This is a genomic window from Pseudomonas sp. PNPG3 (assembly GCF_023093815.1).
Classification (GTDB): domain Bacteria; phylum Pseudomonadota; class Gammaproteobacteria; order Pseudomonadales; family Pseudomonadaceae; genus Aquipseudomonas; species Aquipseudomonas asiatica.
Map to the genome: position 1 here is coordinate 1 of NZ_JALLKV010000073.1, position 23257 is coordinate 23257.

Here is a 23257-nt window from a genome sequence, read left to right on the forward strand (position 1 = left end):
TATCGGTCAAAAGCCGCTTAAAAAACTTCCCTAAAACCATAGAATCTCCCACAGAGACCGCACAATGCCTGAAATTTTCATGGGCAGCGACGACCCGCGCCGCCCACTAGTGTGGATCAGTGAGCTGGCCAGCCCCAAGGAAATGATTACAATGCATGCCCCAACCTGAAATATGTTTTTCCCATGAAATCACTGCTTTACGCCGTATCCTTACTGTTTTCCTTCACCCTCCCTGCCCTGGCCAGCCCGCCGGCAACCTTCACCGAGGCCAAGGTGGTGGCCAAGCAGAAGGTGTACATGGACCAGGCCAGCAGTGCCATGGGCGACCTGTACTGCGGTTGCAAATGGGCCTGGGTGGGCAAGTCTGGCGGGCGTATCGATGCCGCCTCGTGCGGCTACCAGACCCGCAAGCAGCAGAACCGCGCCGAACGCACCGAATGGGAACACATCGTGCCGGCCTACACCTTCGGCAACCAGCGCCAGTGCTGGAAGAATGGCGGCCGCGAGCATTGCGTGGATGACGACCCGGTGTTCCGCGCCATGGAGGCCGACCTGTTCAACCTGTACCCGGCAGTGGGCGAGGTAAACGGTGATCGCAGCAATTTCAACTACGGCATGGTTGCTGGCAATGCAGGGCAATACGGGCAGTGCACCACCAAGGTGGACTTCGTGCAGCGTGCTGCCGAACCACGCGACGAAGTGAAAGGCCTGGTCGCCCGCACCACCTTCTACATGTACGACCGTTACAAGCTGAGCATGTCGCGCCAACAGCAGCAGTTGCTGATGGCCTGGGACAAACAGCACCCGGTGTCGGCCTGGGAGAAAGAGCGTGACCGGCGCATTGCCGCGATCATGGGGCATGCCAACCCCTTCGTGACCGGGGAACGCAAATGGACCGCCAACTACAAGCCGGTCGGCAGTGGCGTAGTGCAGGCGGTGCCAGAAAAGGCCGCCAAGCCCGAATCCAAGCCGAGCCTGGCCAGTGCCGGGTCGGTGGGCGCGGTGCTTGGCAACCGCAACAGCCATGTCTATCACCTTTCCGTTGGTTGCCCGGGCTATACCCAGGTTACCGCGAAGAACCAGGTCACCTTCGCCACAGAGGGTGAGGCGCAGGCAGCGGGTTATCGCAAGGCGGGCAACTGCCGCTGATCGCCTTCCTCGGGGCCTGCGCGGCCCCCTTGCAATCGAGCGGGCTGCACAGCAGCCCGCAACAATGACCATCCGTCGCCCAGACGGCACCCCACTCCCCGCCCCCAGCCCAACGAATGACAGATCATCCGCAAAGGAGACGTTCCATGATCCGCATTCGCCCACTCTCACTCTGCCTTGCCCTTGCCCTGGCCAGCGTCACTGGCACCAGCTTCGCCGCCACCGACACAGCCACCGACAGCCGCCCGCAAACCGACCAGCACGGTGGCAAGACCGCCGGTGAAGACAGCAGCGTAAACAGCCCAGGCAGCAGCAAAACCAATGACAGCAGCGACACCGGCAGCAACAGCGATGCCGCCGACGGCGCCGCTGGTGGCTCGAACAGCACCGGCGAAGCAACCGGCTCCGGCGCCGGGCACACCGGTGGCACCGCCGAGGACCAGGACAGCCATTGAGGCCGGCCTGGGCTACACTGCGCCGGAACGCCCTGCCAAGGATTCACCATGAACCTCAAACCCTGGCTGCTCGCCGCCCTGCTGCCTTGCAGCGCCTTGGCCGTCGCTGGCAGCCAGGGCGCGCTGTCGATCAGCTCATCGTCGTTCACCGATGGCGGCGTGATCGCCTTGCAGCAGGTTGGCCCGGACCCGGCCTGTGGTGCTGGCGAAGAGCGCACCCCGCAACTGAGCTGGGACAACCTCCCCGCAGGCACTCAGTCGCTGGCACTGATCATGTTCGATCCGGACGGCGGCAAGGGTATTGGCGTGGTCCACTGGATCGCCTACAACATCGACCCGGCCCAGGATGGGCTGAAGGAAGGCGTCGCCGGGCTGACCGGGCAAGGCGTGACCGTGGGGCGCAACTCGCGGGGTACGCTCAGCTACCGCGGCCCCTGTCCACCCGCCGGCGACAACCCGCACCACTACGCGCTGACGCTGATCGCCACCGACCTGCCATTGGGTACCCTGCCCGAAGGCCTGGATCGCAGCGGCTTGCTGCAACTGCTGCAAGGCCACGCGCTGGGGGCGCAGAGCCTGGTCGGGCGCTATGGCCACTGAGCCTGGCCGTACCGGAACAATTAAACACCCCCATAGCATTTATCCATTGAATGGCCCAGTCGAACTGAAGTAAGCTCGGGCTCATTCACTGGAGAGCAACATGCCGAAACACACCCGCAACCACGCCAACCACACCGGTCGCACCCTGCGCCCTGTGCTGGCCGTTGCCGGCTGCGTGGCACCTGCCAGCTATTACTTTGGGTATTGGTTTAGCCACTAGGCGCCGATACCCACACGGCGCCCACCTTCGAGGGGCCGCCGAACATGAGAATACTCAAACCCCCGGTCGGCTCCCCGACCGGGGGTTTTGCTTTTCAGGCCTTTGAACAACACCGATTCACATTGAGGACAGATTCATGAACTACGCCACTTATTACTACGCAAACACCTACGCCTGGCGATTTAGCCAATCCCGTTCGGGCCAGCCTGCCGCCTCCGTTCGGTCTTCCACAGGTGGCAATGCAGCAGCCAATACGAATTCAACGATTTGTCGAACACCTCGATAGGGCCGACGACGCGGGCCAGAACCCGCCGTCCGCCCAGGGAAAAAATGCCATGCACGCTTCCAGCCTCGCCCTGACCCAGCCGCAAGCAGCCAACACCACCGTCAGCCAGCGCCTGCCCAGCCCGCACCTGCTCAAGCAGCAAATGCCGCTGTCCAGCGAACTTACCCAGCAAGTCCATGCCCACCGCCAGGCCATCCGCGACATCCTCGAAGGCCGCGACCAGCGCCTGCTGGTGATCGTTGGCCCGTGCTCGATCCACGACCCGCGCTCGGCCCTGGAATACGCCGACCGCCTGGCCGCCCTCAGCCGCGAAGTCGACGACAAGCTGCTGCTGGTGATGCGCGCCTACGTCGAAAAACCCCGCACCACGGTCGGCTGGAAGGGCCTGGCCTACGACCCGCACCTCGATGGCAGCGACGACATGCACGCCGGCATCGCCCTGTCCCGCGGGCTGATGCTGAACATGATCGAACGCGGCCTGCCGGTTGCCACCGAACTGCTGCAGCCAATGGCCGCCGGCTACTTCGATGACCTGCTGGCCTGGGCCGCGATTGGCGCGCGCACCACCGAATCGCAGATCCACCGCGAAATGGTCAGTGGCCTGGAGCTGCCGGTCGGCTTCAAGAACGGCACCGACGGCGGCATCGCCATCGCCAGCGACGCCATGCGTAGCGCCGCCCACTCGCACCGCCACTTCGGCATGGATGCGCAGGGCTACCCGGCCATCATCGAGACCTTGGGCAACCCGGACACCCACCTGGTGCTGCGCGGCGGCCACAAGGGCCCGAACTTCGACGCCAACAGCATCGCCATGGCCCGCCAGGCGCTGGCCAAGGCCGGGTTGCAGGCGCGGATCATGGTCGATTGCAGCCATGCCAACAGCGGCAAGGACCCGGCGCGTCAGCCGGCCGTTTTCAACGATGTGCTGGAGCAGCGCCTGGCCGGCGACCGCTCGATCGTCGGCGTGATGATCGAAGGGCACCTGTTCGACGGCTGCCAGGCGCTGGGCAAGGGCGCGCTGAAATACGGCGTGTCGATCACCGACGGTTGCCTGGGTTGGGCCTCGACCGAAACCCTGTTGCGCGAGGCGGCACAAAAACTCTAGGTAGCGGGACGCAAGCCTGGCGAGACATACCCTGGACAAGTGCGCTAGGCTTGCCTTTTTTACCCCAAGGAGCAGTACCCATGGCCCGTGCAACCGCCCGCCACATCCTGGTCAGCAGCGAAGAGAAATGCAACGAACTGAAAGCCCAGATCGAAGCAGGCGCCGACTTCGCTGAAATCGCCAAAGCCAACTCCACCTGCCCGTCCAGCCGCCAGGGCGGTGACCTGGGCTCGTTCGGCCCGGGCCAGATGGTCAAGGAGTTCGACACCGTGGTGTTCAGCGCCCCGGTCAATACCGTGCAAGGCCCGGTCAAGACCCAGTTCGGCTACCACCTGCTGGAAGTGACCAGCCGCCAGGACTAAGTAGCCAGTAGCTGCTCATGTCCCCTGTGGGAGCGGGTTCACCCGCGAAATCGCCAGATCAGGCAACGACGTTGCGTGAACGGACGCATTCGCGGGTGAACCCGCTCCCACAGGCCCTGTGTTACCTTTTTCTGCTTTGTTTTTCCTTCAATAGCCAGGCTGCACCCACCCACGCCCTCACCGTCTACGGCGAAGCCCCCCGTTACAGCGCCAGCTTCCAGCATTTCGACTACGTCAACCCCGACGCCCCCAAAGGCGGCATCCTGCGCCGCTCGGCCATCGAGATTGGCCAGTTCGACCATATCCTGCCGTACATCGACAAAGGCATCGGTGTCAGCGAGGTCGATGGCCTGCTGTACGCGCCACTGGCCGTGCGCTCGTTCGATGAACCCTACACCGTCTACGGCCTGATCGCCCGGCGCATGGAGCGCGGCCCGGAGGATGCCTGGCTGCGCTTCGAGATCGACCCGCGTGCCACCTTCGCCGACGGCAAGCCGGTGCGCGCCGAGGACGTACGCTTTACCTTCGAGCTGCTGATGAGCAAGGGCAGCCTGAGGTATCGCACCCAGTTCGCCGATGTTGCCGCCGTCGTGGTGGAAAGCCCACACAGCGTGCGCTTCGACTTCAAGCCTGACCACGGCCGCACCCTGCCACTGGACCTCGCCAGCCTGCCGGTTCTGCCCGAACACGACTGGCAGCAGCGCGATTTTGCCAACGGCGCCGGCTTCGACAAGCCGGTCGGCAGCGGGCCGTACCGTATCGGGAGCATCGACAACGGCCGCAGCATCACCTTCCAGCGCGACGCCAACTGGTGGGCGCGCGATCTGCCGGTCAGCCGTGGCCGCTACAATTTCGACAAGCTGCGCATCGAGTACTTCGGTGATACCGAAGTGGCGCGGCAGGTGCTCAAAGGCGGCGGCTACGACTACAACCGCGAATTCTCCGCCACCGCCTACACCCTGGGCTACAACGGCGCGCAACTGGACGACGGCCGCCTGCAGCGCGCCCACCTGGGCCCGGCCAAACCGCAGGTGGCCCAAGGCTTCGTGTTCAACCTCGACCGGCCGCAGTTCAATGACCGTCGCGTGCGCCAGGCGCTGGGCATGCTGTGGGACTACGAGTGGAGCAACCGGCAGATGATGCGCAACATGTACATCCGCCAGCAGAGCGTGTTCTCCAATACCCCGCTGGCCGCCCGCCAACTGCCGGATGCCGGCGAGTTGAAACTGCTCGAACCGTTGCGCGGCAAGGTGCCGGACGAAGTCTTCAGCACCGTGTTCACCGCCCCGGTCACCGATGGTTCGGGGATCATCCGCAAGCAGCAGCTGCAGGCACTGGCGCTGCTCGAACAAGCCGGCTGGCGCCCCGAAGGCGACCGCCTGGTGAACAGCCAGGGCACGCCGCTGGCGTTCACCTTCCTCAACGGCCAGGCAGGCATGGAGCGCCTGCTGCTGCCGTGGAAGCGCAACCTGGCCCAGATTGGCGTGACCCTGGACATCCGCAACGTCGATTCGGCCCAGTACGTCAACCGCCTGATGGCACGTGACTACGACATGATCGTCACCGGCTACCCGGTCACCCTGTCGCCTGGCGCCGAGCTGTACAACTATTTCGGTTCGGCGGCGGCCCACGACCCTGGGTCGAACAACCTGATGGTGCTGCAGGACCCTGCCGTGGACCGCCTGATCGACGGCCTGGTGCGCGCCGACACCCAGGCCGACATGCTGTACCACGCCCATGCCCTGGACCGGGTGCTGCAATGGAACTACTACTGGATCCCCAACTACTACCCACCGGGCAGCTCCACTGTCTGGTGGAACCGCTTCGGCCTGCCCAAGGTCCAGGCTGCCTATGACGAAGGCCTGGACACCTGGTGGGAAGTCAGCCCTGCCGCGCTGACCAACGCGCAAATGGCCGACCGCCGGAAATCCTCGCCATGACCACTTACATACTGCGCCGTCTGCTGCTGATCGTCCCGACCCTGCTGGCGATCCTGTTGGTCAACTTCCTGATCGTCCAGGCCGCACCGGGAGGCCCGGTGGAGCAGGCGGTGGCACGCCTGCAAGGTATCGGCGGTGGCGCTCCCGGTGCCCGGGCCGAGGTGGTGCACGGCGAGTCACGTGCCACCCGTGGCCTGGACCCGAAACTGATCGAGGAGATCAAGCGCCAGTACGGCTTCGACAAGTCCGCCCCCGAGCGCCTGTGGCTGATGCTGGGCCAGTACGCCCGGCTGGACTTCGGCAACAGCTTCTTCCGCGGCGCCAAGGTCACCGACCTGATCCTCGACAAGTTGCCGGTAACCCTGTCGCTGGGCTTCTGGGCCACGCTGATCACCTACCTGGTGTCGATCCCGCTGGGCATCCGCAAGGCGGTGCGCCATGGCAGCCGCTTCGATGCCTGGAGCAGTGCACTGATCGTGGTCGGCTATGCCCTGCCCTCGTTCCTGTTCGCCCTGTTGCTGATCGTGCTGTTCGCCGGCGGCACCTCGCTCAGCTGGTTCCCGGTGCGCGGCCTGGTCTCGGACAACTTCGACGAGCTCAGCCTGCTGGGCAAGGTCGCCGACTACTTCTGGCACCTGGTGCTGCCGGTCGGTGCCCTGGTGATCGGCGGCTTCGCCACCCTGACGCTGCTGACCAAGAACGCCTTCCTCGACGAGATTTCCCGGCAATACGTGGTTACCGCCCGCGCCAAGGGCCTGAGCGAACGCCGGGTGCTGTATGGCCACGTGCTGCGCAATGCCATGCTGCTGGTGGTAGCCGGGTTGCCGCAGGCATTGATCACGGTGTTCTTCGCCGGCTCGTTGCTGATCGAGGTGATCTTCTCGCTCGATGGCCTTGGCCGCATGAGTTACGAGGCGGCCGTGTCGCGGGATTACCCAGTGGTGTTCGGCACGCTGTTCATCTTCACCCTGGCGGGCCTGCTGATCCGCCTGATCGGTGACCTGTCGTACACCCTGCTCGACCCGCGTATCGACTTCGACGCGAGGGCACACTGATGCTTTCGCCGATCTCGCGTCGCCGCCTGCAACGCTTTCGCCGTAACCGCCTGGGCTGGGTTTCGCTGTGGCTGTTCACCGCCCTTTTGCTGCTGAGCCTGTGCGCCGAGCTGGTGGCCAACGACAAACCGCTGCTGCTGGGCTACAAGGGCGACCTGTACGTGCCGGCGCTCAAGCGTTACACCGAGCAGCAGTTCGGCGGCCAGCTGCCGTTCCAGCCAGACTACCGCAGCGCGTATGTACGCCAGTTGATCGAACAGCAAGGTGGCTGGATGCTGTTCGCCCCCATCCCGTTCAGCGCCGATACCCCCAACTACGACCTGCAGGTGCCCACCCCCAGCCCGCCGAGCGCGAGCAACTGGCTGGGTACCGACGACCAGGGCCGCGACGTGCTGGCCCGGGTGCTATATGGCACGCGGGTATCCTTGCTGTTCGCCTTCGCCCTGACCGTGGTCAGCGTGCTGATCGGGGTGGCGGCCGGGGCCCTGCAGGGCTACCACGGTGGTTGGGTCGACCTGGTCGGCCAGCGCCTGCTTGAGGTGTGGTCGGGGTTGCCGGTGCTGTACCTGCTGATCATCCTCAGCGGGTTCGTCGAGCCGGACTTCTGGTGGCTGCTGGGGATCATGGCGCTGTTCTCCTGGCTGACGCTGGTCGACGTGGTGCGCGCAGAGTTCCTGCGCGGTCGCAACCTGGAGTACGTCAAGGCCGCCCGAGCGTTGGGGTTGCCAGACAGCCAGGTAATGCTGCGGCACATCCTGCCCAATGCCATGAATGCGACCCTGACTTATGTGCCATTCATGCTGACCGGGGCGATCACCACCCTGACTGCGCTGGATTTTCTCGGTTTCGGCATGCCGGCCGGGAGTGCTTCGCTGGGAGAGCTGGTGACCCAGGGCAAACAGCACCTGGAGGCGCCGTGGCTGGGCTTTACCGCGTTCTTTGTGCTGGCGGTGATCCTGTCGCTGCTGGTGTTTATCGGGGATGCCTTGCGCGAGGCGTTCGACCCCAGGGGATAGGTTTTCAGGTCTGGCCTCTTCGCGGGTAAACCCGCTCCCACAGGGTCACCACAAATCCTGAGGCTGTGGGGTACCTGTGGGAGCGGGTTTACCCGCGAAGAGGCCGGCCCTGCTTTTACAGATTTCAGGATTTCTACCCATGCACGACAGCGACAGCCTCAAGGACTACCCCCAGGTACGGCAACTGGCGATCCGCTCGCTGTTCGAGATCATCGAGCAGTCCAGCGAGGGCACGGTAATCGTCGACCGCCAGGCGCGCATCGTCTGGATGAACGAGCGCTACGCCCGGCGCTTTGGCCTGGCCGACGCCGCCAGTGCCATCGGCCAGCCATGCGAGGCGGTGATCCCGGGCAGCCTGATGCGCGAAGTAGTGAACAATGGCCGGCCAATCCTGCTGGACATGCTCGATACCCCTAACGAGCCGCTGGTAGTGATGCGCCTGCCCATCCACGACGACCAGGGCGCGCTGATCGGTGCCATCGGCTTTGCCCTGTTCGATGAATTGCGCAGCCTGTCGCCGCTGCTCAAACGCTACTCCAGCATGCAGCAGGAACTGGCCTCGACCCGCTCGCAGTTGCGCGCTCGCCAGGCCAAGTACAGCTTCGCCCAGTTCGTCGGCAGCAGCGCCGCCAGCCTGGAGGCCAAGCGCCGCGCCCGGCGTGGCGCGAGCAGTGATTCGCCGGTGTTGCTGCTGGGCGAAACCGGCACCGGCAAGGAACTGCTGGCCCATGCCATCCATGCGGCGTCGGCGCGGGCGCACAAGGCGTTTGTCAGCATCAACAGTGCGGCGATCCCCGAAACACTGCTGGAAGCCGAATTCTTCGGCACCGCCCCCGGCGCCTTTACCGGCGCCGACCGCAAGGGCCGCACCGGCAAGCTGCAACTGGCCGAAGGCGGCACGCTGTTCCTCGACGAGATCGGCGACATGCCGCTGGCCCTGCAGAGCAAGCTGCTGCGGGTGTTGCAGGAAAAGGAATACGAGCCGGTAGGCTCGAACCAGATGCTGCGCAGTGATGTGCGCATCATTGCCGCCACTTCCATCGACCTGCAGGCCGCCATCGCCCGAGGGGCATTCCGCGCCGACCTGTATTACCGGCTGAATGTGCTGCCGATCGAGGTGCCACCACTGCGGCAACGGCTGGAGGACCTGCCGGCGCTGTGCGAGGCCATCCTGGGCGAACTGGGCAGCCAGTATGAGCTGGAGGCCGAAGCGCAGCAGCTACTGGCGCGGCATGCATGGCCGGGAAACATTCGCGAGCTGCGCAATGTGCTAGAGCGGGCCACGCTGCTGGCGGATCAGCCGCGGCTGGGGGTGGCGGATCTTCGGGCGGCATTGGGGCCGTTGAGCCCGGTGGCGGGTGAACCTATGCGGCAGACTTACCGTGAGGCCTGTGAGGCATTTGAGCGCGAGCTGATTGTTGGGGCACTGGCCGAACATGGGGAAAATGTGCCGGAAGCTGCGTCGGCGTTAGGACTGGGGCGGTCAACGCTGTATAAGAAGATGGTAGCGCTCGGTCTCTGAGTGGAGACTTTTGTTTCCATTTCGAGACTGTCGCGAGGGCTTTGCCCTCGATCGCGACACAAGGCCGCTCCTGCAGGAGATCGCGGTGCACATGTAGGAGCGGCCTTGTGTCGCGAGGGGCCGCAAAGCGGCCCCAAAATCTCAAGACAGAGACAAAAATTCAGAAGAAAACAAAATACCTATATAAATCAGTGAGTTAAAAACTGGCACGATTCCCGCTATCTCCTGCTCACCGATAAAAACAAGACTCACCCAGGAGACCCACCCCGATGACCGTGCTCATCGCCCTCGCCGCTCTGGCCCTGCTGATGCTGGCTGCCTACCGCGGCTACAGCGTAATCCTCTTCGCCCCCATCGCCGCCCTCGGTGCGGTACTGCTCACCGACCCGTCCGCCGTGGCCCCCGCATTCACCGGGGTATTCATGGAGAAAATGGTCGGCTTCATCAAGCTCTACTTCCCGGTGTTCCTGCTGGGCGCCGTGTTCGGCAAGCTGATCGAGCTGTCCGGTTTCTCGCGCTCGATCGTCGCCGCCGCCATCCGCGTGCTCGGCACCCGCCAGGCGATGCTGGTGATCGTGCTGGTCTGCGCGCTGCTCACCTACGGCGGCGTTTCGCTGTTCGTGGTGGTGTTCGCGGTGTACCCGTTCGCCGCCGAGATGTTCCGCCAGAGCAATATCCCCAAACGCCTGATTCCGGCAACCATCGCCCTGGGCGCGTTCTCGTTCACCATGGATGCCCTGCCCGGCACCCCGCAGATCCAGAACATCATCCCCAGCACCTTCTTCAACACCACCGCCTGGGCCGCGCCATGGCTGGGCCTGATCGGCACACTGTTCGTGTTCTGCGCCGGCATGGCCTACCTGCAGCGCCAGCGCAACAAGGCCCAGCGCGCCGGTGAAGGCTATGGCAGCGATTTGCGCAACGAACCGGAGACCGCTGCCGACCTGGCGCTGCCCAACCCTTGGCTGGCCCTGTCACCGCTGCTGCTGGTGGGGGTGATGAACCTGCTGTTCACCCACTGGATCCCGCAGTGGTACGGCCCAAGTCACAGCCTGCAACTGCCCGGCATGAGCGCACCGGTGCAAAGCGATGTGGCCAAGCTCACGGCCATCTGGGCGGTGCAGGCAGCGTTGCTGGTGGGCATCCTGATGGTGCTGGTGTGTGCCTTCGGCGCCATCCGCACCCGCCTGGCCGAAGGCACCAAAAGCGCCGTGGGCGGTGCCTTGCTGGCGGCCATGAACACCGCCTCGGAATACGGCTTTGGCGCGGTGATCGCCTCGCTGCCGGGCTTCCTGGTATTGGCCGACGCCCTGCGCGGCATCCCCAACCCACTGGTCAACGAAGCGATTACCGTGACCTTGCTGGCCGGCATCACCGGCTCTGCCTCGGGCGGCATGAGCATCGCCCTGGCGGCCATGGGCGACACCTTCATCGCCGCCGCCAATGCCGCCAACATCCCGCTCGAAGTACTGCACCGCGTGGCCGCCATGGCCAGCGGTGGCATGGACACCCTGCCGCACAACGGTGCGGTCATCACCCTGCTGGCCGTGACCGGGCTGACCCACCGCGAGGCCTACAAGGACATTTTCGGTATTACCCTGATCAAGACCCTGGCGGTGTTCGTGGTCATCGCCACGTTCTACGTCACCGGCATCGTCTAAGGAGCTTTGCATGACCCTCGAAGGCAAGACCGCACTCGTCACCGGTTCCACCAGCGGCATCGGCCTGGGCATTGCCCAGGTACTGGCTCGCGCAGGCGCCAACATCGTGCTCAACGGCTTCGGCGACCCTGCACCGGCGCTGGCGGAGATCGCCCGGCACGGGGTGAAGGTAGCCCATCACCCGGCCGACCTCTCGGACGTGGCCCAGATCGAAGCGCTGTTCGCCGTGGCCGCGCGCGAGTTCGGCGACGTCGACATCCTGGTCAACAACGCCGGTATCCAGCACGTGGCGCCAGTGGAACAGTTCCCGCTGGAAAGCTGGGACAAGATCATCGCCCTCAACCTGTCGGCCGTGTTCCACGCTACGCGACTGGCCCTGCCCGGCATGCGCACGCGCAATTGGGGGCGCATCATCAACATCGCTTCCGTGCACGGCCTGGTCGGCTCTACCGGCAAGGCGGCCTATGTGGCGGCCAAGCACGGCGTGGTCGGCCTGACCAAGGTGGTGGGCCTGGAAACCGCCACCAGCAACGTCACCTGCAATGCCATCTGCCCTGGCTGGGTGTTGACCCCGCTGGTGCAGAAGCAGATCGACGATCGTGCTGCCAACGGTGGCGATCCGCTGCAAGCGCAGCACGATCTGCTGGCAGAAAAACAACCGTCGCTGGCCTTCGTCACCCCCGAGCACCTGGGTGAGCTGGTACTATTCCTGTGCAGCGAGGCCGGTAGCCAGGTTCGCGGTGCCGCCTGGAACGTCGATGGTGGCTGGTTGGCCCAGTGACGAGCGGCCTGGGCCTGGCGGCGGTCTTGCATTCGTTTATCTGCAAGGAGGCCCTATGCGCCCAACCCCGATGACCGCGATTCTGGCCCTGACCCTGGCTGCCGCCGCACCCGCGATGGCAGCCAGCCTGAAGGACGTCGCGCCCTACCCCGAGGCGGAAAAAGGCTTTACCCGGCATGTCATCCACCTCCCGGCCCAGGCTGATGAGTCGACCTACCAACTGGAAATCCTCGCCGGCAAGACCCTGAAGGTTGACTGCAATCGTCAGCGCCTGGGCGGCAGCCTGGAGGAACGTACCCTGGAAGGCTGGGGCTACAGCTACTACCGCCTGGACAAGGTCAGCGGCCCGGCCAGCACACTGATGGCCTGCCCCGATGGCAAGAAGACCGAGGCCTTCGTGCCAGTGGTCGGTGAAGGCTTCATGCTGCGCTACAACAGCAAGCTGCCGGTGGTGGTGTATGTGCCCAAGGACGTCGAAGTGCGCTACCGCGTCTGGACCGCGTCGCAGGACGTGCAAAAGGCTAAAGTAGAGTAACGCGCAAGCCCCTGTTGCCAGGGGCTTCTTCGCGGGCGAGCCCGCGAAGGCGCCCTCGAATCCAAATGATCATCTGGAGGTTCGGCATGAACGATGTGCTCTGGCGCCCCTCCACGGCGCAGATCGAGGCCAGCCGGATGGATGCCTTCCGCCGCCGGGTCAACCTGCGTTACAACCTGCAACTCGACGACTACCACGCGCTGCACCGCTGGAGCATCGAGCAGCGCCCTGCCTTCTGGCAAACCGTTGCCGACTACTTCCACGTTCACTGGCATAACCCGCCAAGCCAGGTGCTCAGCGAAGGGCCGCAGATGCCCGATGCCCAGTGGTTCGCCAACGCCACCCTCAACTTTGCCGAACACCTGCTGCGCCGCCGTGACGACCGCCCGGCCCTGGTCGCTGTGCGCGAAGACGGCCAGCGTCAGCTGTTCACCCATGCCCAGCTGGCCGCCCAGGTGGCCGGCCTGCAAACAGCCTTGAAGGCCGCCGGCATCGGCCCCGGCGACCGCGTAGCCGCCATCATGCCCAATACCTGGCAGACACTGGTCGCCATGCTTGCCTGCACCAGCCTCGGTGCGGTGTGGTCCAGCTCCTCGCCCGAGTTTGGCGTGCACGGCATCATCGACCGCTTCGGTCAGATCGAGCCCAAGCTGCTGATCGCCTGCGCCGGGTACCAGTACGCCGGCAAAGCCATCGACCAGGTGGACAAGGTCAACCAGGTGTGCGCGCAGCTGCCCGGGCTGGAACAGCTGATCGTGGTCCCCCACACCCGTAGCGGAACGCGTGTCGACGAATTCCAGGCCGCCAATGTCAGCCTGTGGGACGAGTTCTATCAGCCCGGCGGCGAGCCCCGCTTCACCCCGCTGCCCTTCGACCACCCGCTGTACATCCTGTATTCCAGCGGCACCACCGGCGTGCCCAAATGCATTGTCCACCGCGCTGGCGGCGTGTTGTTGCAGCACCTGAAGGAACATGGCCTGCACAATGACCTGAAAGCCGATGACGTACTGTTCTACTACACCACTTGCGGCTGGATGATGTGGAACTGGCTGGTCAGCGGCCTGGCGGTGGGCGCCACGCTGGTGCTGTATGACGGCTCGCCCTTCCATCCCGGCCCCGAGCGGCTGCTGGACCTGATCGACGCCGAGGATATCCAGGCCTTCGGTACCAGCGCCAAGTACCTGGCGGCACTGGAGCAGGCGGGCCTGGAACCTGCGGCAAGCCACCGCCTGGCGCGCTTGCGCCTGCTACTGTCCACCGGCTCGCCACTGTCGCCACACAGCTACGACTACGTGTACCGCAAGATCAAGGCCGACCTGTGCCTGGCGTCGATGTCCGGCGGCACCGATATCGTCTCTTGCTTCGTGCTGGGCAACCCGACCCTTCCAGTGCGCCGTGGCGAGAGCCAGTGCAAGGGCCTGGGCATGGCGGTGGAGGTGTGGAACGAGCATGGCCAGCCGGTGCTGGGCGAAAAAGGCGAGCTGGTGTGCACGCGCAACTTCCCGTCCATGCCGCTGGGGTTCTGGAAGGACACGGACGGCAGCCGCTATCACGACGCCTACTTCAGCCAGTTCCCGGGGGTGTGGGCCCAGGGCGACTACGCCGAACAGCGTGCCGACGGCGGGCTGGTGATTCATGGCCGCTCCGATGCCGTGCTCAACCCCGGTGGCGTGCGCATTGGCACGGCGGAGATCTACCGCCAGGTGGAAAAGGTCGAGCAGGTGCTGGAAAGCGTGGCCATCGGCCAGGACTGGCAAGGCGATGTGCGGGTGGTGCTGTTCGTTCGCCTGCGTGACGGCCTGCAGCTGGATGAGGCCCTGCGCCAGCACATCCGCCAGGTGATCCGCCAGTTCACCACGCCCCGCCATGTACCGGCGGTGATCGCCCAGGTCGATGACATCCCGCGTACCATCAGCGGCAAGCTGGTGGAGTTGGCGATTCGCAATGTGGTGCATGGTTTGCCGGTGAAGAACACCGACGCCCTGGCCAACCCCGAGGCGCTGGAGCAGTTCCGGGATCGCGAGGAGTTGCGCACCCCGTAATGAAGGTATTCACCGTCATTGTGGGAGCGGCCTTGCGTCGCGAAAGGGCTGCAAAGCAGCCCCGGGATTTCAGCAGCCAAGCATAGATTTCTGGGGCCGCTTTGCGGCCCTTTCGCGACGCAAGGCCGCTCCCACAATGGCCTCCACTCGACTCGATCAGGCATAATGCCGACCTTTTTCGCCCCGAAGCACAGGTACCCCATGAAAGCCCAAGCCCGCCACATCCTGGTCAAGACCGCTGACGAAGCCGAAAAGCTCAAGCAGCGCATCGCCAATGGCGAGGCTTTCGACGTGCTCGCAAAAAAGTTCTCCACCTGCCCTTCGGGCAAGCGTGGCGGCGACCTGGGTGAAATCCGCCCCGGGCAGATGGTCGGCGCCATCGACCAGGTGATCTTCAAGAAGCCCCTGCGCGTGGTGCACGGGCCGATCAAGAGCAAGTTCGGCTATCACCTGGTGCAGACGTTCTACCGCGACTGATAGCCCCGGGCCACCTGACATTTTTGCCAGTTGTCCCCCTACCGTACAAAACATACAACTCAGGCAGTGGCCCCTCTAATGGAGACCTGCCTATGCGCTGCCCTCGCCTGCTTTTGCCTGCCGCACTCCCTCTGCTGACTTTGCCTTTGCTGTCTCATGCCCAATCCCTGACCGTTGCAGCAGGCGAGGACCTGGGCGCCATCGTTCAGACGCCAGCTGCAGATCAGTTCATCATCACCGGCGGCAAGGTCACATCGTTGCAACAAGGCGAGGGGCAGGACACGTTCAACATGTCTGGTGGCGAACTAGGGTCGCTCAATCAAGGCGGTGCCATGGACGATTTCCTCATGACCAAGGGGACCATCAAGGGTGCCTTCGAAGATGGCGATACGGCCCGATTCAAGGGTGGCAGCATTGGCAGCATCGACCTCAAGATGGCTGATAACTTCCTTGAAATGTCCGAAAACCTTGGTGTGGAAACCATCGTTGTTGGCAACGTGGTCAGCGGCCTTGGCAACGATACTTACATCCTGGCTGGCGGCACCATCGGGAGAGATCTCAGTACCAGCAGCGGCAAAGACAAGATCAATGTCGAAGGCGTCAATCTCAAAGGCGAGATACGTGCCGGCCAGGGCGACGATAACTTCAACTGGACGAGCGGAAAGATCGGCAAGAAAGTCGACATGGGCGCCGACAATGACACGGCCACCGTCAGCACACTCGACTTGAGCAGTTCAACAGTGCTGTTGGACGGTGGTACGGGCACGGATACCCTGACGTTTCAGCAAGCCAAGGTCGGTCAGGGTGCCTTGTATGTCAACTGGGAGTCCATCAACCTGAACCAGGGCAGCCAGTTGACCCTGAACGACAGCTTGGCCCTGGGTGACCTGGGCTCCGATCAGAAACCGATAGCCGCAGCCACGGGCACCGGTACCCTGCAAGTCGACGCGACCAGCACACTGACAAGTCGCCACGGCAGCATCGTCAGCATCCAGAATGGCAACAAGGCGTCCGTGGTAAACGCCGGCACCATAGACCTGAGCCGTGGCAACGACGCTCAGGGCCGCCTGACCATCCAGGGCAACTACACCGGCAACAACGGCACCCTGCGACTGAACAGCATGCTGGCCGGCGACGGCGCCGCCTCCGATCGCCTGGTGGTCAGCAGTGGTGCGATTGGCGGCTCTACCCAGCTGCTCATCAACAACCTCAACGGCGCTGGCGCGGCGACGGCGCAAAACGGTATTCAAGTCGTTGAAGCGCGTGACGGCGCGGTCAGCACGGCCACCGCATTTGTCCAGACCCAGACCCTTTCAGCCGGCGCCTACGACTACCGGTTGTTCAAGGGCGGCGTGACTGCAGGCAGTGAAAACAGCTGGTACCTGCGCTCCACCCTGGTTGCGCCACCCGCTCCGGCCCCTGCGCCGGAACCGGGCGAGCCGACACAGCCAACGCAACCGGGCGAGCCAGTGGTCATCGCACCCGCCGCTACCCCGCCTGTCGCGGCCCCGGCGCCCGGCCAGGTCGAGCTGCCTGCCCCGATCCAAGGCGAGAGCCTGCCGCTGTACCGGCCTGAAGTCCCGCTGTACGCCACTGCGCCGAGGGGCGCCGCGATCATCGCCCGCCAGGCCTTGGGCACGTTCCACCAGCGTCAGGGCGACCAGCAGCTGCTGCAGGGTGACGGCGCCGTGCCCGCCAGTTGGGGCCAGGCCTATGGCGGCGCGTTACGTCAGCAATGGAGCGGCACGGTCAGCCCGAGCCTGGATGGCGACCTGTACGGCTTCAAGGTGGGCCAGGACCTGTATGCCAAGGTTGGCGACAGCGGTTATCGCCAGCACATCGGTATCTACGTCAGCCATAGCCGTCTGGACGCCGACGTCAAAGGCTTCGCCCTCGCCGTGGAGAACCGCAGCGTCGGTGACCTGGAGCTTGATGGCGACAGCGTCGGCGCCTACTGGACGCTGGTCGGACCGCAGGGCGGCTACCTCGACGCCGTGCTGCAGTACACCAACCTGGATGGCCGGGCGCGTTCGGACCGTGGTGACAAGCTGAACATCGACGGCCACGCCTGGACCGCTTCACTGGAGTCCGGCTATCCCATCGCTCTGTCCGAACGCTGGGTACTGGAGCCGCAGGCTCAGGTGATCGCGCAAAAAGTCTCGCTCGACAGCGCCAGCGATAGCGTCTCCCACATCAGCCACGACGCCCAGGTCGAGCTGACCGGCCGACTGGGGGTTCGGCTCGAGGGGGCCTTCAAAGGCAGCAGCGACCGCCTGTTGCAACCCTATGCGCAAGTCAACCTGTGGCATGGCGACGGTGGCCGCGACACCTTGACCTTCGATGGCGTCGACAAGATCAAGACCGATTACCGCTATACCTCGGTGCAACTTGAAAGCGGCGTGGTAGCGCAGGTCAACGAAGCGCTGAGCCTGCATGGCGGCGTGCAGTACACCGCCAACCTGGACAGCCGCCAGCAGGAAGCCAGCGGCGTGAACCTGGGCCTGCGCTGGCAGTTCTAGCGCCGCGCAGCCAGCAGCCCGAGGCCGGCGCAGCCCAGCAATGAGGCGCTGACCCGGTTGAACAGCCGGCGTGGGCCGGGCTGGCTGAACCAGCGCTGCATGTACGCCCCCAGGCCGGCGTAGATGGCGATCGCGGCCCATTCCAGCAACAGGAACAACGCACCCAGCCAGAGGAACTGCTCGCTCACCGGAGTGGTACTGCCGACCGAAACGAACTGCGGCAGGAACGCGGTGAAGATCAGGATAGCCTTCGGATTACCAGCAGCCATCCAGAACTCCTGGCGTACCAGACGCCAGGTGCCGTGTGGCTGATCACCTGCAACCGCGGCCTCGCCCACCGGTGCCCGCCACAGTTGCCAGGCGATATAGAACAGGTAGGCCGCCCCCGCCAATTTGATGGCCAGGAACAGGTATTCGCTGGTGTGCAGCACCACTGCCAGGCCCATCGCCGCCAGGGCGATCATGCCGCTGAAGGCGACGATGCGCCCGCCACCGGCCACGCAGGCCGTACGCAGGCCGTAACGGCTGGCATTGTGCAGCGACAGCAGGTTGTTCGGCCCCGGCGCCATGTTCAGGGCGAAACAGGCGGGGATGAAAAGCAGCAGGCTTGAAAGGTCCATTATCGTTTTCCTTTGGCAACAGGCGCCTATTTCGGCGGTTAGCTGGCCTGGTGGTCAAGTTACAGCCAGTGGAAAAAACTGTATGGGTGCGCGGCGCCTGATAAGCTGCCGGGCATATCGAGGACCCTGTGATGCCCCGTTCCCATGCCGCGCTGTGGCGCGACCCGGCCCTGCCGCATGTCGAAAGCCGCCGCGCCTGCCATAGCCGCGCCTGCTACAAGGCCCACAGCCACCCAACGTTTTCCATCGGTGTGGTGGATGCCGGCCACAGTCATTTCACCGGTGCCGGCAACGGCCAGCAACGCCTGACGCCTGGCACTCTGGTGCTGGTCCCGGCCCGCCGGGTACATGCCTGCAACCCCGCGCCCGGGCAGGCGTGGAGCTACCAGATGCTGCATGTGGATGCCTACTGGCTGGCACAGCTGCACCTGGAGTCCGGGCTGGATGGTGCCGGGCCCGGCGAGCCGGCACGTATCTGCCAGGTGCCGGAGGTGTATCGGCAGTTCTGCGAACTGAACAGTCTGCTGTTTTCCAACGCCAGCAATGGTGAGAAGGATGCCGCGCTGATTGCCTTTCTGGGTGACCTGGACTTTGCCAGGCACGCGCCGCTGGCACCGGCACCGGCCCTGGGGGTGACCGCGTTGAGTGGGCTGATTGCGCACATCGAAGGCCAGGACCCGGCGCAGTTGAGCCTGGCGGTACTCGCGCGGGAGGCCGGGCTTGGGCGCTACCAGTTGATTCGCGCATTTCGCGCGGCCACCGGGTTTACGCCGCATGCCTACCTGCTCAATGCCCGGGTCAACCGTGGGCGCCAATTGTTGGGTGAAGGGCAGGCCCTGGCGGAGGTGGCCTATCGGCTCGGTTTTGCCGACCAAAGCCATTTCCAGCGGGTGTTCAAGGCCCATGTGGGGGTGACACCGGGGCAGTATCGGGACTTGCACAGCCTCTGAGACCATGGGGGCGCTGTGCGCCCCTTTCGCGACACAAGGCCGCTCCCACAAGGTGCTGCGTACGCCGTTCAATGTGGGAGCGGCCTTGTGTCGCGAAAGGGCTGCGCAGCAGCCCCGGCAATGGGCCTGCAATATTGTTCAATACGGCATGAGCGCCGAAGGGCAGAGTCAGGCTTTTCCTCCAGAGCAGCCTCACCCCAATGCAACAGTTCCTGATCATCGCCCTCGCCCACTTCCTCGCCCTGCTCTCTCCCGGCCCGGACTTCTTCCTGGTCGCACGCACTTCGGTCAACGCTGGCTGGCGCGTCGCGAGCGGCGCCTGCCTGGGTATCGCCCTGGCCAATGGCGTGTTCATCGCCATGGCTTTCACCGGTTTGTCGGTGCTGCAGGAAGGCAGCCTGCTGTTCACCGCCCTGCAACTGGCCGGCGCCGGCTACCTGCTGTACATCGGCACCCTGTTCCTGCGCCATGCCGGGCAAACCAGCCTGGGCACAGTCGCTGGCAAACAGACCGCCCATGGGTGGTGGCGGGGATTGGGCATGGGGTTCCTGTCCGGCATCCTCAACCCCAAGAATGCGCTGTTCTATGCCAGCCTGGTCAGCATGGTCGCCAGCGCCAGCTTTGCCTGGAAAGCAACCTGTGCCCTGTGGATGTTCAGCATTGTGCTGCTGTGGGACTTGCTGGTTGCCGTGGCCATCGGCAACTCGCTGGTGCTGCGGCGCTTCGCCCGCAGCCTGCCCTGGCTGGAACGGGCCTCCGGGGCCATGCTGGTGCTATTGGCTATGGCACTGTTGTTTCACCTGGCCTGGGGCTGACCAGTTGCAGGGTGCGCATGTCCATCAAGGTGAAATGGCCACTGGCCCAGCCGCCAGTGTCCAGGTGCCAGACGTTGCCAAGCAGCTTGGCCTCCAGCACCGGTGTGTGGCCCACCAACAAGGCACGCAGGCCCTGCACGGGCGCGGTATCGCCTACCTTCAGGCGCCGCCGCGACCATTGGCACACCTCCCGTACCTGCGGGTCGTCATCCAGTTCCAGCCAGGTCCTCAACACCGTCCAGTCGGCGTACGGGCTGTCGGCATGTAGCAGGCCTACCAGGCCGGCCGCGCTTTCAACCTCTATCGCGATCGGCAGCTGCTCGAAGCGCTCGACGAAACGTAACTGCCGAGCCCTCGGCAGGTCCAGAAACCAGCCCCCCCCGGCGGCGCGATACATGTCCAGATCGAGCCGCCCGCCGCGCACGCGGGTAATCGCCAGGGCCTCATGATTACCTTGCACGGCATGGAACCAGGGCTGCGCCAGCCAATCCAGCGCCGCCTCGCTGTCCGGGCCACGGTCGACCAGGTCCCCAACACTGAACAGGCGGTCCACGGCCGGATCGAACCCCACCCCATCCAGGCATTGCTGCAGGCGCTGGAAGTGACCATGGATATCGCCCACCGCCAGGTCACGCCCACGCAGGTTGGCAATCAGACGCCGAAACCGTGCCATTACAATCTTCCTCTGCTGGTGCCGCCATGCCAGGGGTAAAATGGAGGCACACACAATCTGCCCCGGAGGTGCATCATGCGTACCGCCCTCGTGTGTGCCGTGCTCATGGCGCTGTCTCTGGACAGCATGGCACAAGGTGCCCCGGCCGCGCAGGTCGAGGTACGTTTCGAGCATCCGGAAAAATTCCGCGATGCCAGCCTCGACAGCCACGGGTACGAGCGTGGCGCCGACGCCTATGTGATGAAAACCCTGACCCAGTACCTGCAGAAGCTTGGCCAACGCTACCTGCAACCTGGCCAGCAACTGGTCATCGACATTCGCGACATCGACCTGGCCGGGCGTTTCGAGCCCTGGCACAGCCAGGCCTACGATGTACGCTTCATGCGCGAAATCACCTGGCCGACCATCGACCTCAGCTACACCCTCAGCCAACCGGGCAAACCCGACCAGCAGGCGCAGGAACGGGTCAGCGACAAGATGTACCTCAGCCGCCCGGGCCGGGTCACGAGCAGCAGCGACCGCCTGTATGCAGAAAAGGCCATGCTCGACGACTGGTTCCGCCAGCGTTTCGCCGTCCACCCGGCATCCTGAAAATCCCTTCACTGGTACAGGCGTTGGTGCCGGTAGTATGCTCGGCCCTTCAACCTGTACCAGGGAAGGGTTTTTCATGAAGTTGTGCGCCGTGCAACTGGCGTCGCTCAAGGGCGATGTGCAAGCCAACCTCGAACGCCACCTGGCCTGCATCGAACAGGCCGCGGCCCTTGGTGCCGAACTGGTGGTATTTCCCGAGCTGTCGCTGACCGGCTATGAACCAACCCTAGCGCGCCAGGCCGCCCTGCCAGTCAGTTCGGCACGGCTGGACCCGCTGCAGGCAGCCTGCGACCGGTTTGGTATCACTGTCGCAGCGGGCCTGCCACTGCCGACCCCTGATGGCATTCGTATCGGCATGCCAATCCTCAGCCCCGGTGTACCGCGCCAGGCCTATGCCAAGCGGCGCCTGCATGATGATGAACTGCCCTGGTTCACCCCAGGCGATCAAGCCTTGCTGCTGCAGGTGGGCGCGCACCGGGTAGCGCCTGCGATCTGCTACGAATCGATGTTCATGGCGCATGCGGCAGCCGCGCGGGAACACGGCGCCGACCTGTACCTGGTCAGTGTGGCGAAAACTGCCAAGGGCATTCGCGAGGGTTACCTGCACTACTCCGAGGTGGCTCGAGAGCTGGGCATGGCAGTGTTGCTGGCCAACTGCGTGGGGCCGGCCGACACCTTCATCGGCGCTGGCGGCTCGGCGGCGTGGGACAGCCAGGGACGCTTGCTGGCCAGCCTGGACGACCACAGCGAAGGGCTGATCGTACTGGACACCGCCAGCGCCAGTGCCATGGCGGTGTCCTTGGCCCCGCACCCGTCATGATCTATCTGTTCCTGGCATTGCTGAGCTACGCCTGTACCTATTACCTGACGGGGCTGCTCATCCATGGGCAACTGGCCGATGTAGCCGAGGGTTTGCGCCACCGGCCTGATGCGCCGACACCCGGCGAGTATCTGCGTGCAGTCAAGCCACATGCGCGCCGGGCCCATCGGCAGTACACCCTAATGGCCGGCTCGGCGTTGGCCCTGCTGGTCTGCCTGGCCGCCAGCTGGTTCTGCTGACATCTACAGGTCCAGTGCCAGGCTTTGCCGGCCTTCCAGCGCCAGCAGGTACTGCTTTGCCGCAAGGCCACCGGCAAAGCCGGTCAGGCTGCCAGATGCACCGATTACCCGATGACACGGGGCGATGATCGAAATCGGGTTGCGGCCATTGGCGGCGCCTACCGCACGCACCGCGCTGGGGTTGCCGATCTGTCGGGCGATGTCGCTGTAGCTGCGGGTTTCGCCGAACGGAATCGCCAACAGCGCAGCCCACACCTGACGCTGGAATTCGGTACCGGCAAAATCCAGCGCCAGGTCGAAGCGCTGGCGCTTGCCGGCAAAGTACTCGCCGAGCTGGCGAGCGGTTTCCAGCAGTACCGGGCACTGGTCATCACGGTGCAGGGCACCAAGGCGCACGCGGTTTTCCCGCTCCTCTTCCCACAGTACGGCTGTCAGGCACTCGCCACGGGCTACCAGGGTCAAGGTGCCGACGGGTGACTGCATGAAGGTGAATGCGCTGGACATAAGCAGGCTCCTGCCAGGTTGCGATCAACCTACTGTACGCATCCCCAGTTCTGCCTGCATCCGCTTTCTTGCTCAGGCAATCACGCAAGCGGAACATCGGCGTCGGCATATTGCCCGGACCAGAGTGCCCTCCACCGCGTCGCCTGCTTCGCAGAACATGCCCGCTCCCACAGGGACCCCATCAGCTGAAGGAATACGCCATACCTGTAGGAGCGGGTTTACCCGCGAACACCGGCGCAGCCGGTGCCATCCACCGCGTCGCCTGCTTCGCGGGCATGCTGAACTGGCCTAATGATCCCGGACACCTCTTAAGGGCGATA

23 protein-coding genes are annotated in these 23257 nt (G+C 64.5%); 20 read left to right on the forward strand and 3 right to left on the reverse strand.

The features are described from left to right. The first annotated feature begins 183 nt into the window (after positions 1-183). From MJ643_RS27755 to MJ643_RS27825, 15 genes are all read left to right on the forward strand, one after another. A complete protein-coding gene (locus tag MJ643_RS27755) occupies positions 184-1149 on the forward strand; it encodes an endonuclease (RefSeq protein ID WP_023660860.1) in 966 nt (321 codons plus the stop codon). A 146-nt stretch (positions 1150-1295) separates the two neighbouring features. After that, on the forward strand, positions 1296-1604 hold the full coding sequence (locus tag MJ643_RS27760) for a hypothetical protein (RefSeq protein ID WP_013972563.1): 309 nt from the start codon (positions 1296-1298) through the stop codon (positions 1602-1604). A gap of 48 nt (positions 1605-1652) precedes the next feature. Then, complete coding sequence (locus MJ643_RS27765) at positions 1653-2204, forward strand: YbhB/YbcL family Raf kinase inhibitor-like protein (RefSeq protein WP_013972562.1); 552 nt, start codon at positions 1653-1655, stop codon at positions 2202-2204. A gap of 555 nt (positions 2205-2759) precedes the next feature. Then, positions 2760-3815, forward strand: a complete 1056-nt coding sequence (locus MJ643_RS27770; protein ID WP_015270260.1) for a 3-deoxy-7-phosphoheptulonate synthase — start codon at positions 2760-2762, stop codon at positions 3813-3815. Positions 3816-3895: 80 nt separating this feature from the next. After that, complete coding sequence (locus MJ643_RS27775) at positions 3896-4177, forward strand: peptidylprolyl isomerase (RefSeq protein WP_003258780.1); 282 nt, start codon at positions 3896-3898, stop codon at positions 4175-4177. An 11-nt stretch (positions 4178-4188) separates the two neighbouring features. Further along, positions 4189-6117 carry an extracellular solute-binding protein gene (locus tag MJ643_RS27780; protein ID WP_038409628.1) on the forward strand — a complete coding sequence of 643 codons (1929 nt, stop codon included), beginning with the start codon at positions 4189-4191 and terminating at the stop codon, positions 6115-6117. Continuing rightward, on the forward strand, positions 6114-7172 hold the full coding sequence (locus MJ643_RS27785) for a microcin C ABC transporter permease YejB (RefSeq protein WP_013972559.1): 1059 nt from the start codon (positions 6114-6116) through the stop codon (positions 7170-7172). Before MJ643_RS27780 ends, MJ643_RS27785 begins: the two co-directional genes overlap by 4 nt. Continuing rightward, positions 7172-8188, forward strand: coding sequence for an ABC transporter permease (locus tag MJ643_RS27790; RefSeq protein ID WP_013972558.1), 1017 nt, complete (start codon positions 7172-7174; stop codon positions 8186-8188). The genes MJ643_RS27785 and MJ643_RS27790 overlap by 1 nt, the downstream gene beginning before the upstream one ends. Positions 8189-8327: 139 nt before the next feature. Beyond that, the gene (locus MJ643_RS27795) at positions 8328-9710 is read left to right on the forward strand and encodes a sigma 54-interacting transcriptional regulator (protein ID WP_038409627.1); all 1383 of its coding nucleotides are present in this window, start codon (positions 8328-8330) and stop codon (positions 9708-9710) included. 269 nt (positions 9711-9979) lie between these two features. Next, positions 9980-11371: a GntP family permease gene (locus MJ643_RS27800; protein WP_038409626.1), complete on the forward strand. Its 1392-nt coding sequence runs from the start codon at positions 9980-9982 to the stop codon at positions 11369-11371. Between the two features lie 10 nt (positions 11372-11381). Continuing rightward, the gene (gene hbdH / locus MJ643_RS27805) at positions 11382-12152 is read left to right on the forward strand and encodes a 3-hydroxybutyrate dehydrogenase (protein ID WP_013972555.1); all 771 of its coding nucleotides are present in this window, start codon (positions 11382-11384) and stop codon (positions 12150-12152) included. 55 nt (positions 12153-12207) lie between these two features. Next, the gene (gene eco / locus MJ643_RS27810; protein ID WP_038409625.1) at positions 12208-12687 is read left to right on the forward strand and encodes a serine protease inhibitor ecotin; all 480 of its coding nucleotides are present in this window, start codon (positions 12208-12210) and stop codon (positions 12685-12687) included. A gap of 86 nt (positions 12688-12773) precedes the next feature. Continuing rightward, the gene (locus MJ643_RS27815) at positions 12774-14729 is read left to right on the forward strand and encodes an acetoacetate--CoA ligase (protein ID WP_208209701.1); all 1956 of its coding nucleotides are present in this window, start codon (positions 12774-12776) and stop codon (positions 14727-14729) included. Positions 14730-14930: 201 nt separating this feature from the next. Then, positions 14931-15206 carry a peptidylprolyl isomerase gene (locus MJ643_RS27820; protein WP_013972552.1) on the forward strand — a complete coding sequence of 92 codons (276 nt, stop codon included), beginning with the start codon at positions 14931-14933 and terminating at the stop codon, positions 15204-15206. Between the two features lie 92 nt (positions 15207-15298). Next, positions 15299-17725 (forward strand): autotransporter outer membrane beta-barrel domain-containing protein, encoded by a 2427-nt coding sequence (locus tag MJ643_RS27825; protein WP_038409623.1) that lies wholly within the window; start codon positions 15299-15301, stop codon positions 17723-17725. Here the strand turns inward: MJ643_RS27825 and MJ643_RS27830 are convergent. Beyond that, positions 17722-18345 carry a LysE family translocator gene (locus MJ643_RS27830; protein WP_013972550.1) on the reverse strand — a complete coding sequence of 208 codons (624 nt, stop codon included), beginning with the start codon at positions 18343-18345 and terminating at the stop codon, positions 17722-17724. The two genes, MJ643_RS27825 and MJ643_RS27830, sit on opposite strands and share 4 nt — an antisense overlap. 131 nt (positions 18346-18476) lie before the next feature. Here MJ643_RS27830 and MJ643_RS27835 point away from each other — a divergent pair, with 131 nt between their 5' ends. Both MJ643_RS27835 and MJ643_RS27840 read left to right on the forward strand, forming a co-directional pair. Further along, positions 18477-19295 (forward strand): AraC family transcriptional regulator, encoded by an 819-nt coding sequence (locus tag MJ643_RS27835; RefSeq protein ID WP_038409622.1) that lies wholly within the window; start codon positions 18477-18479, stop codon positions 19293-19295. Positions 19296-19495: 200 nt separating this feature from the next. Then, positions 19496-20110, forward strand: a complete 615-nt coding sequence (locus MJ643_RS27840) for a LysE family translocator (protein WP_013972548.1) — start codon at positions 19496-19498, stop codon at positions 20108-20110. Here MJ643_RS27840 and MJ643_RS27845 read toward each other — a convergent pair. Further along, on the reverse strand, positions 20076-20783 hold the full coding sequence (locus MJ643_RS27845; RefSeq protein WP_013972547.1) for a metallophosphoesterase: 708 nt from the start codon (positions 20781-20783) through the stop codon (positions 20076-20078). The two genes, MJ643_RS27840 and MJ643_RS27845, sit on opposite strands and share 35 nt — an antisense overlap. A gap of 75 nt (positions 20784-20858) precedes the next feature. On the opposite strand from MJ643_RS27845, the gene MJ643_RS27850 reads away from it, so the two are divergent. The 3 genes from MJ643_RS27850 (at position 20859) to MJ643_RS27860 (ending at position 22433) form a co-directional block, all read left to right on the forward strand. After that, on the forward strand, positions 20859-21374 hold the full coding sequence (locus MJ643_RS27850) for a DUF3016 domain-containing protein (RefSeq protein ID WP_038409621.1): 516 nt from the start codon (positions 20859-20861) through the stop codon (positions 21372-21374). A 76-nt stretch (positions 21375-21450) separates the two neighbouring features. Beyond that, positions 21451-22194 carry a carbon-nitrogen hydrolase family protein gene (locus MJ643_RS27855; RefSeq protein WP_038409620.1) on the forward strand — a complete coding sequence of 248 codons (744 nt, stop codon included), beginning with the start codon at positions 21451-21453 and terminating at the stop codon, positions 22192-22194. Further along, positions 22191-22433, forward strand: coding sequence for a hypothetical protein (locus tag MJ643_RS27860; RefSeq protein WP_013972544.1), 243 nt, complete (start codon positions 22191-22193; stop codon positions 22431-22433). Before MJ643_RS27855 ends, MJ643_RS27860 begins: the two co-directional genes overlap by 4 nt. Positions 22434-22436: 3 nt before the next feature. On the opposite strand, the gene MJ643_RS27865 is transcribed toward MJ643_RS27860, so the two are convergent. After that, positions 22437-22937: a methylated-DNA--[protein]-cysteine S-methyltransferase gene (locus tag MJ643_RS27865; protein ID WP_003258793.1), complete on the reverse strand. Its 501-nt coding sequence runs from the start codon at positions 22935-22937 to the stop codon at positions 22437-22439. Positions 22938-23257 lie beyond the last annotated feature (320 nt).

What these genes read in the sequence shown, in the direction of transcription:
- MJ643_RS27755 (WP_023660860.1), top strand. Translation starts at nt 184, where the DNA reads ATGAAATCACTGCTTTACGCCGTATCCTTACTGTTTTCCTTCACCCTC.
- MJ643_RS27760 (WP_013972563.1), top strand. Translation starts at nt 1,296, where the DNA reads ATGATCCGCATTCGCCCACTCTCACTCTGCCTTGCCCTTGCCCTGGCC.
- MJ643_RS27765 (WP_013972562.1), top strand. Translation starts at nt 1,653, where the DNA reads ATGAACCTCAAACCCTGGCTGCTCGCCGCCCTGCTGCCTTGCAGCGCC.
- MJ643_RS27770 (WP_015270260.1), top strand. Translation starts at nt 2,760, where the DNA reads ATGCACGCTTCCAGCCTCGCCCTGACCCAGCCGCAAGCAGCCAACACC.
- MJ643_RS27775 (WP_003258780.1), top strand. Translation starts at nt 3,896, where the DNA reads ATGGCCCGTGCAACCGCCCGCCACATCCTGGTCAGCAGCGAAGAGAAA.
- MJ643_RS27785 (WP_013972559.1), top strand. Translation starts at nt 6,114, where the DNA reads ATGACCACTTACATACTGCGCCGTCTGCTGCTGATCGTCCCGACCCTG.
- MJ643_RS27790 (WP_013972558.1), top strand. Translation starts at nt 7,172, where the DNA reads ATGCTTTCGCCGATCTCGCGTCGCCGCCTGCAACGCTTTCGCCGTAAC.
- MJ643_RS27795 (WP_038409627.1), top strand. Translation starts at nt 8,328, where the DNA reads ATGCACGACAGCGACAGCCTCAAGGACTACCCCCAGGTACGGCAACTG.
- MJ643_RS27800 (WP_038409626.1), top strand. Translation starts at nt 9,980, where the DNA reads ATGACCGTGCTCATCGCCCTCGCCGCTCTGGCCCTGCTGATGCTGGCT.
- hbdH (WP_013972555.1), top strand. Translation starts at nt 11,382, where the DNA reads ATGACCCTCGAAGGCAAGACCGCACTCGTCACCGGTTCCACCAGCGGC.
- eco (WP_038409625.1), top strand. Translation starts at nt 12,208, where the DNA reads ATGCGCCCAACCCCGATGACCGCGATTCTGGCCCTGACCCTGGCTGCC.
- MJ643_RS27815 (WP_208209701.1), top strand. Translation starts at nt 12,774, where the DNA reads ATGAACGATGTGCTCTGGCGCCCCTCCACGGCGCAGATCGAGGCCAGC.
- MJ643_RS27820 (WP_013972552.1), top strand. Translation starts at nt 14,931, where the DNA reads ATGAAAGCCCAAGCCCGCCACATCCTGGTCAAGACCGCTGACGAAGCC.
- MJ643_RS27825 (WP_038409623.1), top strand. Translation starts at nt 15,299, where the DNA reads ATGCGCTGCCCTCGCCTGCTTTTGCCTGCCGCACTCCCTCTGCTGACT.
- MJ643_RS27830 (WP_013972550.1), bottom strand. Translation starts at nt 18,345, where the DNA reads ATGGACCTTTCAAGCCTGCTGCTTTTCATCCCCGCCTGTTTCGCCCTG.
- MJ643_RS27835 (WP_038409622.1), top strand. Translation starts at nt 18,477, where the DNA reads ATGCCCCGTTCCCATGCCGCGCTGTGGCGCGACCCGGCCCTGCCGCAT.
- MJ643_RS27840 (WP_013972548.1), top strand. Translation starts at nt 19,496, where the DNA reads ATGCAACAGTTCCTGATCATCGCCCTCGCCCACTTCCTCGCCCTGCTC.
- MJ643_RS27845 (WP_013972547.1), bottom strand. Translation starts at nt 20,783, where the DNA reads ATGGCACGGTTTCGGCGTCTGATTGCCAACCTGCGTGGGCGTGACCTG.
- MJ643_RS27850 (WP_038409621.1), top strand. Translation starts at nt 20,859, where the DNA reads ATGCGTACCGCCCTCGTGTGTGCCGTGCTCATGGCGCTGTCTCTGGAC.
- MJ643_RS27855 (WP_038409620.1), top strand. Translation starts at nt 21,451, where the DNA reads ATGAAGTTGTGCGCCGTGCAACTGGCGTCGCTCAAGGGCGATGTGCAA.
- MJ643_RS27860 (WP_013972544.1), top strand. Translation starts at nt 22,191, where the DNA reads ATGATCTATCTGTTCCTGGCATTGCTGAGCTACGCCTGTACCTATTAC.
- MJ643_RS27865 (WP_003258793.1), bottom strand. Translation starts at nt 22,937, where the DNA reads ATGTCCAGCGCATTCACCTTCATGCAGTCACCCGTCGGCACCTTGACC.